13 protein-coding genes are annotated in these 15940 nt (G+C 57.6%); 7 read left to right on the forward strand and 6 right to left on the reverse strand.

The window, feature by feature from the left end; translation table 11 throughout:
- Positions 1–2: 2 nt before the first annotated feature.
- The 7 genes from ACR0E2_RS10450 (at position 3) to ACR0E2_RS10480 (ending at position 9126) form a co-directional block, all read left to right on the forward strand.
- Complete coding sequence (locus ACR0E2_RS10450; RefSeq protein WP_480446353.1) at positions 3–752, forward strand: basic amino acid ABC transporter substrate-binding protein; 750 nt, start codon at positions 3–5, stop codon at positions 750–752.
- A gap of 64 nt (positions 753–816) precedes the next feature.
- Positions 817–2463, forward strand: coding sequence for an amino acid ABC transporter permease (locus ACR0E2_RS10455; protein WP_480446354.1), 1647 nt, complete (start codon positions 817–819; stop codon positions 2461–2463).
- The gene (locus tag ACR0E2_RS10460) at positions 2460–4424 is read left to right on the forward strand and encodes a beta-galactosidase (protein ID WP_480446355.1); all 1965 of its coding nucleotides are present in this window, start codon (positions 2460–2462) and stop codon (positions 4422–4424) included. Before ACR0E2_RS10455 ends, ACR0E2_RS10460 begins: the two co-directional genes overlap by 4 nt.
- 147 nt (positions 4425–4571) lie before the next feature.
- A complete protein-coding gene (locus ACR0E2_RS10465) occupies positions 4572–5696 on the forward strand; it encodes an extracellular solute-binding protein (protein WP_480446356.1) in 1125 nt (374 codons plus the stop codon).
- 116 nt (positions 5697–5812) lie between these two features.
- A complete protein-coding gene (locus ACR0E2_RS10470) occupies positions 5813–6925 on the forward strand; it encodes an ABC transporter ATP-binding protein (RefSeq protein ID WP_152460254.1) in 1113 nt (370 codons plus the stop codon).
- Positions 6926–6937: 12 nt separating this feature from the next.
- Positions 6938–7858, forward strand: coding sequence for an ABC transporter permease (locus ACR0E2_RS10475; protein WP_171119259.1), 921 nt, complete (start codon positions 6938–6940; stop codon positions 7856–7858).
- A complete protein-coding gene (locus tag ACR0E2_RS10480) occupies positions 7855–9126 on the forward strand; it encodes an ABC transporter permease (RefSeq protein ID WP_480446357.1) in 1272 nt (423 codons plus the stop codon). Before ACR0E2_RS10475 ends, ACR0E2_RS10480 begins: the two co-directional genes overlap by 4 nt.
- 40 nt (positions 9127–9166) lie before the next feature.
- On the opposite strand, the gene ACR0E2_RS10485 is transcribed toward ACR0E2_RS10480, so the two are convergent.
- The 6 genes from ACR0E2_RS10485 to ACR0E2_RS10510 are packed head-to-tail and all read right to left on the reverse strand — an operon-like array spanning position 9167 to position 15907.
- Positions 9167–11083, reverse strand: a complete 1917-nt coding sequence (locus tag ACR0E2_RS10485) for a beta-galactosidase (RefSeq protein WP_480446358.1) — start codon at positions 11081–11083, stop codon at positions 9167–9169.
- Positions 11080–11940 carry an SMP-30/gluconolactonase/LRE family protein gene (locus ACR0E2_RS10490; RefSeq protein WP_480446359.1) on the reverse strand — a complete coding sequence of 287 codons (861 nt, stop codon included), beginning with the start codon at positions 11938–11940 and terminating at the stop codon, positions 11080–11082. Before ACR0E2_RS10490 ends, ACR0E2_RS10485 begins: the two co-directional genes overlap by 4 nt.
- Positions 11937–12542 (reverse strand): 2-dehydro-3-deoxy-6-phosphogalactonate aldolase, encoded by a 606-nt coding sequence (locus ACR0E2_RS10495; RefSeq protein ID WP_480446360.1) that lies wholly within the window; start codon positions 12540–12542, stop codon positions 11937–11939. Before ACR0E2_RS10495 ends, ACR0E2_RS10490 begins: the two co-directional genes overlap by 4 nt.
- The gene (locus ACR0E2_RS10500; RefSeq protein WP_480446361.1) at positions 12539–13432 is read right to left on the reverse strand and encodes a 2-dehydro-3-deoxygalactonokinase; all 894 of its coding nucleotides are present in this window, start codon (positions 13430–13432) and stop codon (positions 12539–12541) included. The genes ACR0E2_RS10495 and ACR0E2_RS10500 overlap by 4 nt, the downstream gene beginning before the upstream one ends.
- A 4-nt stretch (positions 13433–13436) precedes the next feature.
- Complete coding sequence (locus ACR0E2_RS10505; protein ID WP_480446362.1) at positions 13437–14201, reverse strand: SDR family NAD(P)-dependent oxidoreductase; 765 nt, start codon at positions 14199–14201, stop codon at positions 13437–13439.
- Positions 14201–15907: an IlvD/Edd family dehydratase gene (locus tag ACR0E2_RS10510; protein ID WP_480446363.1), complete on the reverse strand. Its 1707-nt coding sequence runs from the start codon at positions 15905–15907 to the stop codon at positions 14201–14203. The genes ACR0E2_RS10505 and ACR0E2_RS10510 overlap by 1 nt, the downstream gene beginning before the upstream one ends.
- Positions 15908–15940: the final 33 nt, after the last annotated feature.

Raw genomic sequence — 15940 nt, forward strand, 5'->3', positions numbered from 1 at the left:
ACATGTTCAAAAATCTATTTGCCGTTGCAACGCTTGCAATGCTGACAGCGCCGGCGGCTTTTGCCGCCGATCTGGAAGGTCGCGTTCTCAAGATCGGAACGGATGCAACCTATCCCCCGATGGAAACCGTCGACGAAACAACCGGTGAAATCGTAGGTTTTGATGTCGATGTGATGAATGCAATCTGTGAAAAGATCAATTGCGTTCCGAATTTCGTAAACACCGCTTGGGACGGCATCTTTGCGGCGCTTCAACAGGGTGAGTTCGACCTTGTCATCTCGGGCGTATCGATCACGCCCGAACGTGAAGAAACTATGGACTTTTCCGAACCGTACATCGTTGTCAGTCAGGCCATTTTGCTGCAAGTCGACAACGCGGATATGACGCTTGAGGATTTCAAAGCGGGTGGCCAGAAACTGGCGGCACAAACCGCGACGACCAACGCCCAACTGGCGGAAGAGCTTGTAGGGCGCGAGAATGTCAGCCTCTACGACAACTTCTCGGCGGCTATTCTGGCGCTTCAGAACGCAGACGTGCAAGGGGTGATCATTGATGGCACCTCTGCCGCGGCCTACGAGCAGGAGTTTGCCGGAGAACTGACCGTGGGCATCACAGGCCTGCAATCGGATCCATTGGGTATCGTGTTTCAGGAAGGTGACCCGACGGTGGATGCAATCAATGCCGGTCTCGCCGCCATTCAGGAAGACGGCACGCTGGACACGCTGAAGGCCAAATACTGGGGCACAAACTGATCCTTCAAGCCCTTCCGGGCCCGGAGGCAGCCGTTGCCGGGCCATGTTTCAGCGGAGAAGTTCCATGTCGCGTCTCAGCACGATCCGCCCGAGCAATCTTGTATTGCTCGCAGCCGCCCCCTTCATCATCTATCTGTTCGCCACATCCTCGAAATATCTGCGATCTCTGATTGCAATTCTGGGGATCGGCAACAATGCAGGGCCGATTTTCGTCGGCTTTCTGCTGATCGTCTCGGTTGCAATCCTTGGATATCTCTGCGCCCGGCATGTACGTTTTTCCAATCACGCCCCAGGTTGGTTGCGCGTTTCGGCCCTTGCGGCGCTGCCCACATCAATTGCGCTTTTGATCATGAGCTTTGTATCTCCACAGCTTTTGATGCCCTTCGCGGAATCCGTTTTCTTTCATGCGCTCAGCGAGAACACATCAACCCTGATCGACCGGTCCAGTCAGACGTGGGTGTTGTATCCCGAAGTCGTGACCCAGGTTCAAACAGGACTGCAAGTTCTTCTGGCCGCATACACGGCCGTTGTCGCCTTGAGCCTGCTGTCGGCGCGGTTGCAACCCCCTTGGCGCAGGCGCGTTCTTTTGGGGCTGGAATGCCTTACCGGTGCGGTTTTGTTCTATCTGATGTTCATGGCCCACTGGCAGTTCGCGACGGGCGTTGCCATTACGTTTCGCGCAGCCATCTTCGCCTATATCTTCTCGGCCATTCTGGGCTTGATCTGGGTGGGGCTGCAATCGTTCAAACCACGGGCGCGCACCACGATTCTGTATGGTTCCATCAGCCTGGCATTGCTTGCGATATCAGCCTTTTTCTTCATGCAGCCGCAGGTCAGTTACGTTCTGGTCGGAAGCACCGAAGGGCGCATCGCCATTGTGCGCGGCACACCACAGGCGCAGGCTGACATCATCCGGTTTGGAGAGTTCGACGGTGCCGGCGACCAACAATACCGCATACGCAGCGCCACTGATGCGGCGGCCGCCCTCGAGCAGATTGAAACCGTCGACAGCGTTTCCGGAGCGTTTGTTCCCGTGGATGCTCATTCACAAGGCTATCCGGTTCTGTGGCAGACCAGTTTCCTGCCTGACAAATACCGGAATCCCGCTCTGGCTTTTGCTGTTTTCGGCTTTCTGCTGCTGACGCTGACCATTGGCGGCGCACAGCACAAGCTGCATCCTTTGGCGGTCGGGGCCGAATTTTTCGTGGACACGATACGCGGCATTCCGATGTTGGTTATCATTCTTTACATCGGCCTGCCCTTGGCGGGCGCGGTCAAGGATGCTACGGGCGGCGGCATTGATATGACCAACATGACACGCGGGATCATCGCGATTTCGGTCGGGTATTCGGCCTATATGGCCGAAATATTCCGATCTGGGATCGAGGCCATCCCGAAAGGGCAGCTGGAAGCAGGCAGTTCGCTGGGCTTGTCGCGCTGGCAGACGGCGCGGCTGATCGTTCTGCCACAAGCCCTGCGGATCGTCACCCCGCCATTGGGCAACGAATTTATCGCGATGATCAAGGATACCTCGTTGCTGTCCATTCTGTCCGTCCGCGACATGACCCAAAGGATGCGAGAGTTTCAGGCAGCAAGCTTTCTGCCCTTTGCGCCGTTCAATACGGCAGCAATTCTGTACGTGGTACTCACCCTCTGTTGCGCAAGCTTCCTGAAATGGATCGAACGGCGCACGGCAAAGGACAACCGATGAGCAAACTGGAGCTTGGGGTTTGCTACTACCCCGAACAATGGGACCCGTCCCAGTGGCGCAGTGACGCCGCGCGGATGGCCGAGATGGGTTTGGATTGGGTTCGGATCGCCGAGTTCACCTGGGGTCTGATTGAACCGGAACGCGGCCGGTTTCACTGGGACTGGTTGGATGACGTCATCGAGATTCTGGGGCGGGCTGGCCTGCGGGTCATGATGTCGACTCCAACGGCTGCGCCACCCAAATGGCTGATTGATGAGCATCCCGAAATTCTGCCGGTTGGCCCTGACGGCCGGGTCAGGGGCTATGGTTCCCGCAGACATTATTGTTTTTCCAGTGACGTGTACCTGGCCGAGGCGAAAAGGATCGCGACGGAATATGCCAGCCGATATGGCCAGAACCCGCATGTCCATGCCTGGCAAATCGACAATGAGTACAACGACCACGACACCGTTCTCAGCTATTCCGATGCCGCGCGGTCTGGCTTTCGGCGCTGGCTGGCACAACGATACGGCACAATCGACGCACTGAACGAGGTCTGGGGGACCGTGTTTTGGGGGAGCCGCTATTCCGGCTTTGACCAGATTGAACTGCCCAACGGTTTGGTCGCTGCACCCAACCCCACCCATGCCCTTGATTTCAGGCGCTATTCTTCGGACCGGGTGCGGTTGTTCAACAAGGCACAGGTGGACGTGCTGCGCGAACATGCGCCGGGTCGAGATATCACGCACAATTTCATGGCCGGTAGTTTCGAATTCGATCACCACGCAGTGGCCGCCGATCTGGATATCGTCGGCTTTGACAGCTACCCGCTGGGTAATCTGATGGGCTCAACCCTGTCAGAGAAGGAAAAGCGCCGTTATCTGCGAACCGGCGCGCCTGATTATCAGGGATTTCATTGCGACTTGTATCGCAGTCAGGGGCGGGGGCGGGTATGGGTGTTGGAACAGCAACCGGGGCCGGTGGACTGGGCGGCACAAAACCCTTCCCCAGCCGAAGGGATGGTTCGGCTTTGGACCTGGGCCGCATATGCACACGGCGCGCAAGCTGTGATGTTTTTTCGATGGCGCCAGGCAAAGTTCGCGCAGGAACAATACCATACAGCCTTGCTGCGCTCGGATGACAGTCTGGATCAAGCCGCGCTCGAACTGGCTCAGATTGTGAAGGATCGCGAAAACCTGCCGTCAACGACGCGCGTTAAAGCCTCGGTGGCGATGATGCTGGATTACGCTTCGATCTGGGCGGCCGATATTCTGCCGCATGATGATGACTTCCCCAATTCCCATATCTTCCGCGAATGGTACACCGCCTTGCGCTGTCTGGGGGTGGACATTGATTTTGTGGGTCCCGAGGATGGTTTGGAAGGTTACGCACTGATCGTGCTGCCGCAAAGCATGATCGTGACCCCGGATCTGGCCGCAAGACTTGAGGTTTCGGGGGCAAAGCTTTTGATTGGTGCCCGATCCGGCAGCAAGACAGCTCAAATGCAGACCCCTTCGAGTCTGGCGCCGGGTGCGTTGGCGGATCTGATCGGCGTCCGTGTCGTCCGTGTCGAATCGCTCCCGGATATTGCAAGGGAATCCGTGCAGTTGCAGAACGGTCAGCTTTTTGGCTTTGGCGGTTGGCGTGAAATCGTCGAGACCGAGGCAAATGTCCTGGCGCGCTTCAAAAGTGCCTATTGCGACGCCAGCCCAGCGGTCGTCCGGTCGGATCGTGCGACATATCTGGCCATGGTACCCGGCGGTGCGCTCGTGCACGAGATTATGCGCGATGTCTTGGAATGGGCAGGGCTGAAGCCTCTGGACTGCGATCCAGACCTACGCGTAACCCGACTCGGTACGTTGCAGTTTGCTTTCAATTTTGGTGACATGTCCAAACCCCTGCCTGGTGGTGGATCACGACGAATTTTGATCGGCTCGGATCCGGTTGGCGCGCGCGATTTTACCGTATGGCAGGTAAACTAACGCTCTGAAATTCAACCGAAACGTGTCAAGAACAAAAACTGGACATAAGAATTCCGTAAACTGTCACTTTTGGACTGACGAACGGGCACAGAAAGTCCTATGAATAAAAATACAAAAACAAACTCATCCAACAATGGGAGATCACCTATGGCTAAACATTCTTCATTTTCGAGACGCTCTGTGTTGAAAGGCGCAGGTGCCGCGGCACTTGCGGCACCCCTTTACAGCAAGAGCGCTCTGGCGTCGTCGGGCGAAATCAACATTCTGATGTGGTCGGACTACCTGCCGCCCAGCTTCATCGAAGAGTTTGAGACGCTTACTGGAATCAAGGTGAACTATACCGGTATCGGCTCGAACGAAGAGATCATCAACAAGATGAAGGCCACCAAGGGCCAGGGTTTTGATATCGTTTCACCGACCAACAACCGGTCGTTGCAGTGGGAACCGCTGGAGCTGCTCCAGCCCTTCGACATGAACCGGGTTCCGATCGATCTGGTGAACCCTGCCATGGCCAAGATTGGCACTGATGCGTGGAACTTTGGCGATTCAGGTGCGCACTGGCTGCCGCATATCTGGGGTACAGAAGGTATCGCTTACCGTACTGACCTGTGGCTGCCGGATGGTGATGCGCCGTCCTATGGCGACGTGTGGTCGGAAGCGAACGCCGGTAAAACCATGGGCCGCGCGCATTCCATGATGCTGGGTGCCGGCCTTTACATGGAACGCGCTGGCGAGATGGAGCCGGGTTCGGTCTGGGCGGCATATGGTGATGAAGACACCATGCGCAAGGTTTGGGGCCAGATCACCGACTGGTGCGTTGCACGCAAGGACCGCATCAAATTGATCTGGAACGACGCCGACACACAGAAGAACGGTCTTCTGAACGAAGGCGTTATTGTTGGCCAAACTTGGGACGGCCCACCCCTTGCACTGAAATCCGCAGGCGAGCCAGTACACTATCAGGCGCCTGTCGAAGGTGCTATGGCTTGGGTGGATGGTATGTCCATGCCGACTGGTGCCGCGAATATCGATCAGGTTTACGCTTTCATCGACTTTGCCTATCAGGCCAAGCCGGCCGGTGTTGCGATTGACAGCCACGGCTACAACTCGCCGGTATTGGGAGCCGACCAGTATTCCGGCGACACCTACAAGAAGAACTTTGCCGAGGCCTATCCGGGCGACTCGCTGGCCAATCTCAATCCGTGGCCTGCAGAAGCGCCGTGGTATGCTGAAACCCGGACTGAGTTCGTCAACAAGTTCAAGAGCGCTTAAGCGTTCCGAACCTTCGCCCTCCGCATCCTGCGGGGGGCACCCATCTGCGCGCCGTCCCGGCGTGGCGGACACTAATACTGTGTGGTGACAACACGCACCTCAGGGAGAAACCAAAAATGAGTGCAGGGGTCGGAGTCGATCTGGAAAACCTGTGGATCCGTTTCGGCGACTTTGTCGCCGTGCGCGATGCAAACGTCAACATCAACGGGGGCGATTTCTTTTCTTTCCTCGGGCCATCGGGCTGCGGAAAAACAACCATTCTGAGGGCAGTGTCCGGCTTTCTTGAACCAAGCGAAGGCAACGTCCTGATTGGTGGCAACAATATGCGTGGCATCGGGCCCAACAAGCGTCCAACGGCGCTGATCTTTCAGAACCTCGCATTGTTCCCGCTGATGAAGGTCTGGGAAAACATCACGTTTTCCATGGAAATCAAAGGGGCCAGTGCTGCCGAACGCCGCAGGCGCGCCGATGAGCTTCTGGACATGATTGCGTTACCGGGGCAAGGGGACAAGCTGCCAAGCGAATTATCAGGCGGTCAACGTCAGCGTGTTGCTATTGCCCGGGCACTCTGCGCTGAGCCAGACGTGTTGTTGCTGGACGAGCCCCTTTCGGCACTTGACCTGAAGCTGCGCCAGCACATGCGGACCGAGTTGCGTGAAATTCAGCAGCGCGTGGGCATTACCTTCATCTACATCACGCACGACCAGGGCGAAGCGCTGACCATGTCAGACAATATCGCCGTCATGCGTGCCGGTGTGATTGATCAAATCGCCGACGGGAAGACGATTTACAACGATCCCAACACGGCTTTCGCGGCTTCATTCGTTGGCGAAAACAATGTGTTCCGCGGGAAAATCAAGCAAGTGATGGGCAAGGAAGCTTTGATCGCGACCAACCGTTCGGGTGATCTGGTGGCAAGGATTTCGACGGCCAATCAGGGCAAGATGAAAGAAGGTGATGACGCGATGATGTTCATCCGTCCCGAGGCCTTTGCGATTGCCCCCGATGGCGCAACGGGCGATCACTTCGTCACCGCCCGGGTCAATCATGAAGAGTTCGAGGGCAACGTCTTTAACATCTTCACAGAAGGTGAAGGCGGAAAAGAAATCAAGGTCTCGATCCCCAACCATGGGCAATCTTTTGAGGACCACACCGGACAGAACATCACGCTGGAATACGAGACGCATAACGCGGTCATCGTTCCTGCCGGTGAACTGGCAGCGGAATAGGGGGACGATCTCATGCCCCGATTCCTGAAAGAATTCTTCAATCGCAACGGCACCGGTATGGGTTTGGCGATCCTGGGTCTGGTTCTGTTCTGGACCATCGGCCTTATCATCCTGCCGCAGCTGTCGATGCTGGATTTCTCGTTCCGTCCAAACCTCCCGCCTCCAGAGATTGGCGGGCCGAAGGACGTCTATACGCTGGAAAACTACAAGTACCTGATATACGGCCCTGAAGGCGGCAGTCAGGATTACAACACGGTTGACCTGCGGGTGTTCTTCCGCACCCTCGTGGCGGCCGTTTGCGTCACGATTTTCAACCTGATCATCTGCTATCCGATCGCCTACTATCTGGGGCAGTCCGAAGGCAGCCATATCCGCATCTTCGCGATCATGCTGATCATCCCTTACTGGATCAACGAAATCCTGCGCGCCTTTGCGTTGCGCATTATCTTCGGTGAAACCGGTGTTCTGAACACGTTGTTCGTGGGGCTGGGGGTCTGGGATACGCCGTTCGACTTCATCCGGAACGATATCGCGCTCTATGCCGGGCTGGGTTATGCCTATATTCTGCTGATGATCTTCCCAATGTATAACGTCATAGAAAGCCTGGACAAAAATCAGATCGAAGCCGCGCGCGACCTTGGTGCGCCGTGGTGGCGGATACATTGGCGTGTGGTCATTCCATATGCCAAGCCAGGGATCAGTTCGGGCTGTACGATGGTGTTCATGCTGTCTGCGGGCGCGCTGGCGGCACCGCAGATCCTGGGCGGGCCGTCGTCGCTGTGGTTCACACAGCTGATCTATCAGCAGTTCAACGATAACAACGACTGGCCGCAAGGGGCTGCTTACGCGATCGTCCTGCTGGTGACCTGTATCCTGTTCGTGCTGGCCATGATGCGCCTGTTCAAAGTGAACATGGGGGATATCGGGAAATGAACAATTCCTTTCTCCGCATAAGCATCTGGGTATATCTGGCGATCTTCTTCCTGTATCTGCTGGGGCCGCTTGTGATCATGTCGATCACCGCGTTCAACTCGTCCGGCTTCCCGCGGATGAGCCCGTGGGAATGTCTGACCTTCCAGTGGTTTGGCGAGCTGTTTCAGGATCAGCGCATCCTGAACGGCATCAAGAACTCACTGATCATCGGGATCGGCACGGTCATCCTGTCAGTGGCCATGGGTCTGGCGGGTGCACTGATGCTGACCCAGATCTGGCCAAAACTTCGGGCGACTTACTATACGATCATTATCGCTCCGATCCTGATCCCGGGTGTTGTTCTGGGTATCTCGACGCTGGTGTTCTGGGATCGTATCAACCGGATGCTGGGACTGGGGGCGGACAGCTTCCTGTCAAATGGCATTTTTCTGACGGTGATCGGCCAATCAACCTTTATCGCCAGCTACTGCATGCTGGTGTTGGTGGCACGCTTGCAGCGCTACGACGTGGCCTTGACCGAGGCTGCGCTGGACCTTGGCGCCAGCCACGCCCAGGCCTTCCGCAAGATCCTGTTGCCGTTCATGCGCCCGGCGATTGCATCGGCAGCGGTGTTGGCGTTCCTCGCATCGTTCGAAAACTACAACACCACCACCTTTACCTTCGGTGAATACCCGACGTTGACGATCGAACTGGCCCAAAAGGTCCGTTATGGCATCACACCCGCGATCTCGGCGCTGGCCTTCATCATCGTGGCGCTGACAGTGTTCTTCGCTCTGCTGAACGAAGCCAAGCTGAAACGTCAGGAACTGGTGGCAGCGGCGCGCAAGAACGCGACGGTTGAAGAGCTGGCCGGCAAGATCAAACTGCCCAGCTTCTTTTCCGGCAACATGGCAGCGGTTCTGCTGGTTGTATTTGCCGTCGCAACGATCACAGTTGTCGGCACTGCGGCCACCTACAATCCGGCGCAGTGTATCGCTGATGTCCGCGAGCAGAAGAAGTTGGAAGCGGAACAGCGTATTCAGGAGTTGCGCAAACAGCGTGAAGAACGCCTCAAGCAACGCGAAGCTGAAGAAGCGGAACAGGGCGGTGTTCAAACCACCCCGAAACCGTCGAACAACAGCGGCTTTGGCAATGTTTTTGCACCGAACTCTTTAGGGGGTGACGAAAACGAAGGCGCAGATGGTGGGTCTGACTCCGAAAGCGCTCCGTCCAACAACAGTGGTTTCGGCGGGGTGTTTGACCCCAATAGCCTGCAAAGCGACGATTAGCGGCGCAGCTTCGTAACCTCGGCACCCGCCCGGACTGACCTCAGGTCGGTTCGGGCGGATTGCGTTTCAGGATTTTGACGTCACAACCTTCGACGGTGAGCCCGTTCCAATCCACCGGCCCCGCGTTGTAGTTGATCAGGAAGTCATGATTGGCCGTCTCGCGCAGTCGCAGGCCTTGCGGCATCCTGCGCAATGTCAATTCGGCTTCTTCCGCCGCCATGGCTATCACGCGATCCCAAAGGTCTGCATCCGGGAAGCCTGCCAAGTACCAGATTCCGTCCCCTGCCTTGAGAGCAGGTGTTCCGTCTTCGAAACTCAGCAGGTCTTGGGCCGTTCCTGACAATCGGTCGATCCAATGCTGCGCCGTTCCGCCACCCTTGACCGCGCGTTCAACCGTGGGCGGCAGAGTTTCGACCAGATCAACATCGCAATCGATCCTGCTCAGACCGGGTCTGCCCTTTTCAGGGATTTGAAAATCGCGGGTGATCGCGCCGCTGCGCGGTCCCAGAATGGCAAGATCGCATCTCTCAGCCAGACGTTGTTCCACATCAGGATCCATTGTGGCCAAACCGGGGGCAAAGATCACCGAGTAATTGCCTGGAATGTCCTTCGCCGAAACAAAGTCTACCGACAGACCGGCCCGTCGCAGCGCGCGATATGCCGAAAAAACCAATCGGAAATAGTCAAATCCCGCGCCTTGTGGTTGTGTGGACCACGCCCAGTCCGAGGCGTAATCGAACAGAATGGCCACTTTGGCCTGTATCTGTTGCACCGCACCCAACAAGTTCAGGTCATCCGCGGTCTGGCGGGCCTCTGCCAGTGCAGCAGCAGGGTGATTGTTCGATGTCATGAAGCCGGCATGCATTTGCTCTTGCGCAAACGGGGCTTGCCGCCATCGGAAATAACTCACCACCTCGGCGCCATGAGCAACGGCCTCCAATGACCAAAGCCGCACCATTCCGGGCAGCGGCGCCGGATTATACGGTGCCCAATTCACCGGGCCGGGTTGTTGTTCCATCACCCACCAACGGCCGCGCCCGACCGCCCGGTAGAGATCATGATGAAACGCCTGCATGTCCGGATCGCCCTGTTGCAAAAAGGCGGTCTTGTGCGCGTCGTCGGCGTCCAGCCGGTCCGACAGAAAACCGATCGGATAACTGTCCCAGGTGGCGATATCCAGATCCGCGCCAACCTTGAAATGATCGAAGTCCAGAATACGGCCCATGTAATTGTGCAAGAGCGGCGCATCAGTCAACGGTCGCAGCGTATCCACCTGTGCTTTGTTGAAGGCCGCGACCTGATCCGAACTGAAGCGCCGGAATGCCAGTACATGAGCCGGGTTCGGCTCGGTCACGATTTGATTGGGCAGGTCGATTTCGCTGAAGTTGCGATATTCCATCGACCAGAACACATTGCCCCACGCTTGGTTCAGCGTTTCAATTGTTCCATACCGTTCGACCAGCCAATGGCGAAACGCCTGTTGGGCAGCTGCGCTGTAACTGAGAGTGGTGTCGTGACACCCATATTCATTGTCAATCTGCCACGCGACCACATGGGGGTTCTTACCGTACCGTTCACCCAATATCCGGGCGATACGGGTAGATTCGTCGATATAGCCTTGATGGCTAAAGCAGTAATGCCGCCGGGATCCGAACTTGCGCGGGTTGCCGTTTTCATCGGCAGCCAGCATGTCCGGGTGTTTGTCCAACATCCAGCGCGGCGGCGTTGCGGTTGGCGTGCCCAGCACGACCTTCAATCCGGCTCCACCGAGTGTCTCAATCGCGCGATCCAGCCATTCGAATTTAAAAACGCCGGATTGCGGCTCGATGCGGCTCCACGCGAACTCGCCAATGCGCACCCATGTCAGGCCTGTTTCGACCATTTGCGCGGCATCGTCGGCCCACATCGTCTCTGGCCAATGTTCAGGATAATAACAAACGCCCAGTTCCGGCTTCATAAGATGACCTTGTGTTCTGCCTGACCCTGACCTGCGTTTCGCGCGGCAAAGGTCATGCCGTTGGTCGGTTGGCTGTCTATTGCTTCTGCGCTCAATCCCTGACGGGCCGTTGTGCAGAAAAGCGTATTCAGTTCATCGCCCCCGAAAGCGGGACATGACGTATGGGATGCGTCAAATGCAACGGCCTTCAGAAACATGCCGTCGGCCGTGTATGCCGCAATCCGGCTGGCACCCCATTGTGCAATCCAGATATTCCCCTGGGCATCGATGACCGCACCATCCGGGTTCAGACCTTCTTTGCGCAAATCCAAGAAAACTGCGCTGTCGCCTTCCGGCCACCCGGTTTCGGCGTTCAGACGCCAGCGCCTGACTTGTTTCGTTGCGGTGTCACAGAAATAGGCCACCGAACGATCGGGCGCAAAACAGATCGCGTTGGAGATTGTTACATCCGGAACCAATCGTCTCAACTCACCTTTCCAGAAGCGATAGATTGATCCGGCCCTAGGTTCCGCCTGCTTGCCCATTGTGCCGATCCAAAACCCACCCCACGGATCGGCGCGGCCATCGTTTGAACGGGTGACGGGGTTGTCGGCTTCCAGAGGCGTGATCAAGTTCCGCTTTCCGGATTGCAAATCGAAACGCCACAGCCCCGTTTCCGACGCCATAAGAAGCGTATCGCGATCCACCCAGCCCGCGGCCGAGACATGTTCATCGAAGCTCCAGCTTTTTGGCGCGTCCCGCTCGCGGGTCATCAGGCGTTTGCCGATGATATCGAACCAGAAAAGCTGACATCTTTCAGGATGCCACAACGGGCCTTCGCCCAACTCGCAGGGGCGGTCGTCAAAAATGGTGCTCATCCGGCGGCCTCGTCATAGGCCGCAACGATATGCCGGGCGCGCTCGGCGATTTCGGCGACATCCATTCCGGGTTTGTAAAGTGCAGAGCCTATCCCGAAGCCATCTGCGCCCGCTTTGATCCATTGCCCGAAATTGTCGGGTCCGGCACCGCCAACAGCAAAAACAAGCGCGCCTATGGGCAAAACCGGTCGTAAAGCGGCCAAACCCGCCGGACCAGCCATCACCCCCGGGAACAGCTTCAACCCGGTGGCCCCGGCCTTGAGGGCCGCAAAAGCTTCGGTTGGGGTGTAAACCCCCGGCCAGTTTTGCAGGCCCAACGCGACGGAACGCTTGATGACCTCGGCGTCATAGTTGGGCGATACGATCAACTTGCCTCCGGCGGTCGACACAGCGTCCACCTGATCGACTGTCAAAACCGTGCCCGCGCCGATCAGGGCCTGATTTCCAAACGCATCAACCAAAGTGCTGATACTGTCGAGCGGATCCGGAGAATTGAGCGGCACTTCGATCCGGTCGATGCCGGCATCGATTATGGCGCGGCCAACGGCTTTGGCTTCGTGCGGTTGCAAGCCACGCAATATGGCGATGATGGGACGGCTCATGCGGTTTGCCTTGTCATGTTTCGGGCCAGCGCAAGCCCGGCCAGAGTTGCCTCGGTGGCGTTTGCGGTTTCCACGAATGCGCCCTGCCGTTGCAAGGCTGTTGCATATGTCTGCGACACGCCCTCTGCTCCGATAACGGCCAGTTGCTGCCCCAGCCAATAGGGCCGTGTCGCGGCCAGTTCGGCCCCGATCAACATTCCGGAAAGGCGCGCGCGTGCGGTGGCTTTGGCCTGACCTTCCAGCAAGTCCGCCGCTCGCAGGTTGAAAAGACGCGCAGCCAATTGTTCGGGCTTTGACAACGTGTCCGCAACCGCCTCGGCGAAGGCGTCTTCGTCCCAGCCCGGGCCTACAGAGTGCCGCAGCACGGACTGACCACACAGCAGGTCGAACAACTCACCCGTCATGAAGGTACGAAAGCTTACAACCTCGCCAGCGCTTACCTGAACCCATTTGGTGTGGGTTCCGGGCAGGCAGATGACGCCGTCCCAATTCTGGCGCGCGCCCAGAAATCCGGCAATCTGGGTTTCCTCACCCCGCATCACATCCGGTGGGGTTGTCTGTTTCAGACCGGGTATGACAAAGGCCCGAATGCGCGGGTCTGATCCAGGTACGCGGATCGGGACATCCGGCAAGGGGTCCGACGGCACGGTCGAATAAGGGGCTTCCACCCAGCCCTGTCGTGCGCCGACCATTCCGCAAGCGACCACATCCACCGGCGCGCCGGGCAGCCAGTTTTCGATCAAATCCAGCAGGGCGGCTTGAAACCCGTCAGGTCCGACATGCGCCATGCCCTTGTCGGATTGCGCATGGTTCAGCGCGGTCGAACCCTGCATGGCCCAGGCCCGTAAATGAGATGTTCCCCAGTCGACGGCGATCCATTCAGTATTCATAACATCATCCCGAAACCACGACGCCGCCATCAACAGCCATACATTGCCCGGTCATCGCATGGCTGGCCCTGGACGCCAGAAAAAGTGTTGGTGCTATCATATCCTCGGGCTTCAGGTGCTCTTTCAGACATTGCCGGTCCAAATGGGCCGCCAGATCCTCGGGTGTGGCCCATTTATCCAACTGTTTTTGCGTCAGAACCCAGCCGGGGGCCAGAGCGTTTACGCGGATTTTCCTGGGCCCCAGTTCTCGTGCCAATGACCGTGTCATCCCCGTGATCCCGGCATTCGAGGTCGTATAGATCGGATAGCCAGCATTGCCCATCATGTAACTGATCGAGCTGAAATTGATGATTGCCCCGCCATCTTTCATTTGCCGGGCGGCTTCCTGACACGCGAAATAATAGGCTTTCAGGTTCACCTCGATCATCCAGTCCCAGAATTCCGTCGTGGTTTCCTCAAGCGTATGACGTTGGTCGTTGGCTGCATTGTTCACCAAGACGTTCAAAGGGCCATGAGCCTGGGCAGCTTTGACCATCGTCGCGTGCAGCAGTTCGGTATCCGTCATGTCGCCTTGCAGGAACAGCGGCGCGCGGCCGTGCTTGTCGCGCATCTCTTCGACAAACCCGCTGGCATCCGACCGACCAATGAAGGCCACATTGGCCCCCTGTGTCATGAATCCATCTGTCAGCGCCGCACCAACGCCCGAGCCGCCGCCGGTGATATAGACGGAGGCCCCGTCGAGATCGTGGAATGTAGCTGGTTGGGTCATCAGTGGCTCTCTCTGGTCACGAGGCGGGTGTCTTTGCCAACAAGAAAACCCAGATCCGCCCCCTGATCCGCTTGCAGCACGTGGTCGATGTAAAGTTTTGCATAACCGCGAGTGTAGTGCGGATCATCCGGTTGCCACGCGGCGCGGCGGGCGTCCAGTTCGTTTTCGTCTACAAGCAGTTCCAGTTCGCCGCTGCTGGCTGAAACACGGATGCGGTCTCCGGTTTTGACCAGCGCCAGCGTGCCACCCGCCTGTGCTTCGGGGCTGACATGCAAAATGACGGTGCCATAGGCTGTTCCCGACATGCGGGCATCCGAGATCCGGATCATGTCTCGTACACCCTCTTTCACCAGTTTCGCCGGAATTGGCATGTTGCCAACCTCGGGCATGCCCGGATACCCCTTGGGGCCACACCCTTTGAGCACTAGGATGCTCTTGGCCGTGACTGGCAGGTCTTCTCGGTCGATATTGGCCTTCAGGTCTTCGATGTTGTCGAACACGAAAGCCTCGCCCTCGGTTTCAAGAAGCGCGTCAGTGGCCGCCGAAGGCTTGACGATTGCCCCATTCGGCGCAAGGTTGCCGCGTAGGACTCGCAGGCCCGCAGCGGGCTTTACAGGATCATCGAAGGGACGGATGACGTCGGTATTGAAACACTCGGCCCCTTCGTAATGTGCTGAAATATCTTTGTTCAGAACCGTCTTTGCCGGGCGCAGGAACGATTTGAGTTCATTCAGTACAACCGGCATGCCGCCTGCGTAGCAGAAGTCTTCCATCAGGTATTTGCCCGACGGCATGCAGTTGACCAGCAGCGGGATTTCGGATCCGATTTCAAAGTCTTTCAGGGTCAGGTCAACCCCGACACGTCCCGCCAGCGCCAGCAGGTGAACCACCGCATTGGTCGAGCCTCCTACGGCCGCGTTGGCGAGGATGGCGTTCTCAAACGCCTCTTTGGTCAGGATGTCCGAGGGCTTGAGGTCTTCGTCGACCATCTCGACGATGCGCTTGCCGGTCATGTGCGCCAGCGCCATGCGGCGGGCGTCGACCGCCGGAAGCGCGGCATTGGTGGGCAGGCTCATGCCCATCGCCTCGACCAGCGACGCCATGGTGGACGCGGTGCCCATGGTCATGCAGACGCCAGCGCTGCGCGACATGCCGGATTCGGCGTTCATGAAATCCTGCAAGGTCATTTCGCCAGCCCGAACCGCTTCGGAAAATTTCCAGACATCGGTGCCGGACCCGATATCCTGTCCGCGGTATTTACCGTTCAGCATCGGGCCTGAACTGACGACGATCGAAGGCAGATCGACAGACGCGGCCCCCATCAACTGACCTGGCGTGGTCTTGTCGCAGCCGCCCAACAGAACGACCCCGTCAATACCATAGGCGCGGATCGATTCTTCGACATCCATGGCCAGCAGGTTGCGGAACAGCATCGCGGTGGGTTTCATCTGGGTTTCACCCAGCGACATGACGGGGAATTCTACTGGAAAGCCGCCCGCCTCCCACACGCCGCGTTTTACGCCCTCGGCCAGATCGCGCAGGCCCGAGTTGCAGGGGGTCAGTTCCGACCAGGTGTTGCAGATGCCAATTATGGGTCGCCCGTCAAAAGCGTGGTCGGGAAAGCCCTGGTTTTTCATCCACGACCGGTGGATGAAGCCATCCTTGTCGAGTTTTCCATACCAATGCTGTGAGCGGCGTTTTGTCATTTCTGGCTTTGTTTTTCTTGGCGGAAGTTGGAT

It is taken from the genome of Ruegeria sp. A4 (assembly GCF_056543025.1).

Coding starts and splice junctions, on each gene's coding strand:
- ACR0E2_RS10450 (WP_480446353.1), top strand. CDS start 3: ATGTTCAAAAATCTATTTGCCGTTGCAACGCTTGCAATGCTGACAGCG.
- ACR0E2_RS10455 (WP_480446354.1), top strand. CDS start 817: ATGTCGCGTCTCAGCACGATCCGCCCGAGCAATCTTGTATTGCTCGCA.
- ACR0E2_RS10460 (WP_480446355.1), top strand. CDS start 2,460: ATGAGCAAACTGGAGCTTGGGGTTTGCTACTACCCCGAACAATGGGAC.
- ACR0E2_RS10465 (WP_480446356.1), top strand. CDS start 4,572: ATGGCTAAACATTCTTCATTTTCGAGACGCTCTGTGTTGAAAGGCGCA.
- ACR0E2_RS10470 (WP_152460254.1), top strand. CDS start 5,813: ATGAGTGCAGGGGTCGGAGTCGATCTGGAAAACCTGTGGATCCGTTTC.
- ACR0E2_RS10475 (WP_171119259.1), top strand. CDS start 6,938: ATGCCCCGATTCCTGAAAGAATTCTTCAATCGCAACGGCACCGGTATG.
- ACR0E2_RS10480 (WP_480446357.1), top strand. CDS start 7,855: ATGAACAATTCCTTTCTCCGCATAAGCATCTGGGTATATCTGGCGATC.
- ACR0E2_RS10485 (WP_480446358.1), bottom strand. CDS start 11,083: ATGAAGCCGGAACTGGGCGTTTGTTATTATCCTGAACATTGGCCAGAG.
- ACR0E2_RS10490 (WP_480446359.1), bottom strand. CDS start 11,940: ATGAGCACCATTTTTGACGACCGCCCCTGCGAGTTGGGCGAAGGCCCG.
- ACR0E2_RS10495 (WP_480446360.1), bottom strand. CDS start 12,542: ATGAGCCGTCCCATCATCGCCATATTGCGTGGCTTGCAACCGCACGAA.
- ACR0E2_RS10500 (WP_480446361.1), bottom strand. CDS start 13,432: ATGAATACTGAATGGATCGCCGTCGACTGGGGAACATCTCATTTACGG.
- ACR0E2_RS10505 (WP_480446362.1), bottom strand. CDS start 14,201: ATGACCCAACCAGCTACATTCCACGATCTCGACGGGGCCTCCGTCTAT.
- ACR0E2_RS10510 (WP_480446363.1), bottom strand. CDS start 15,907: ATGACAAAACGCCGCTCACAGCATTGGTATGGAAAACTCGACAAGGAT.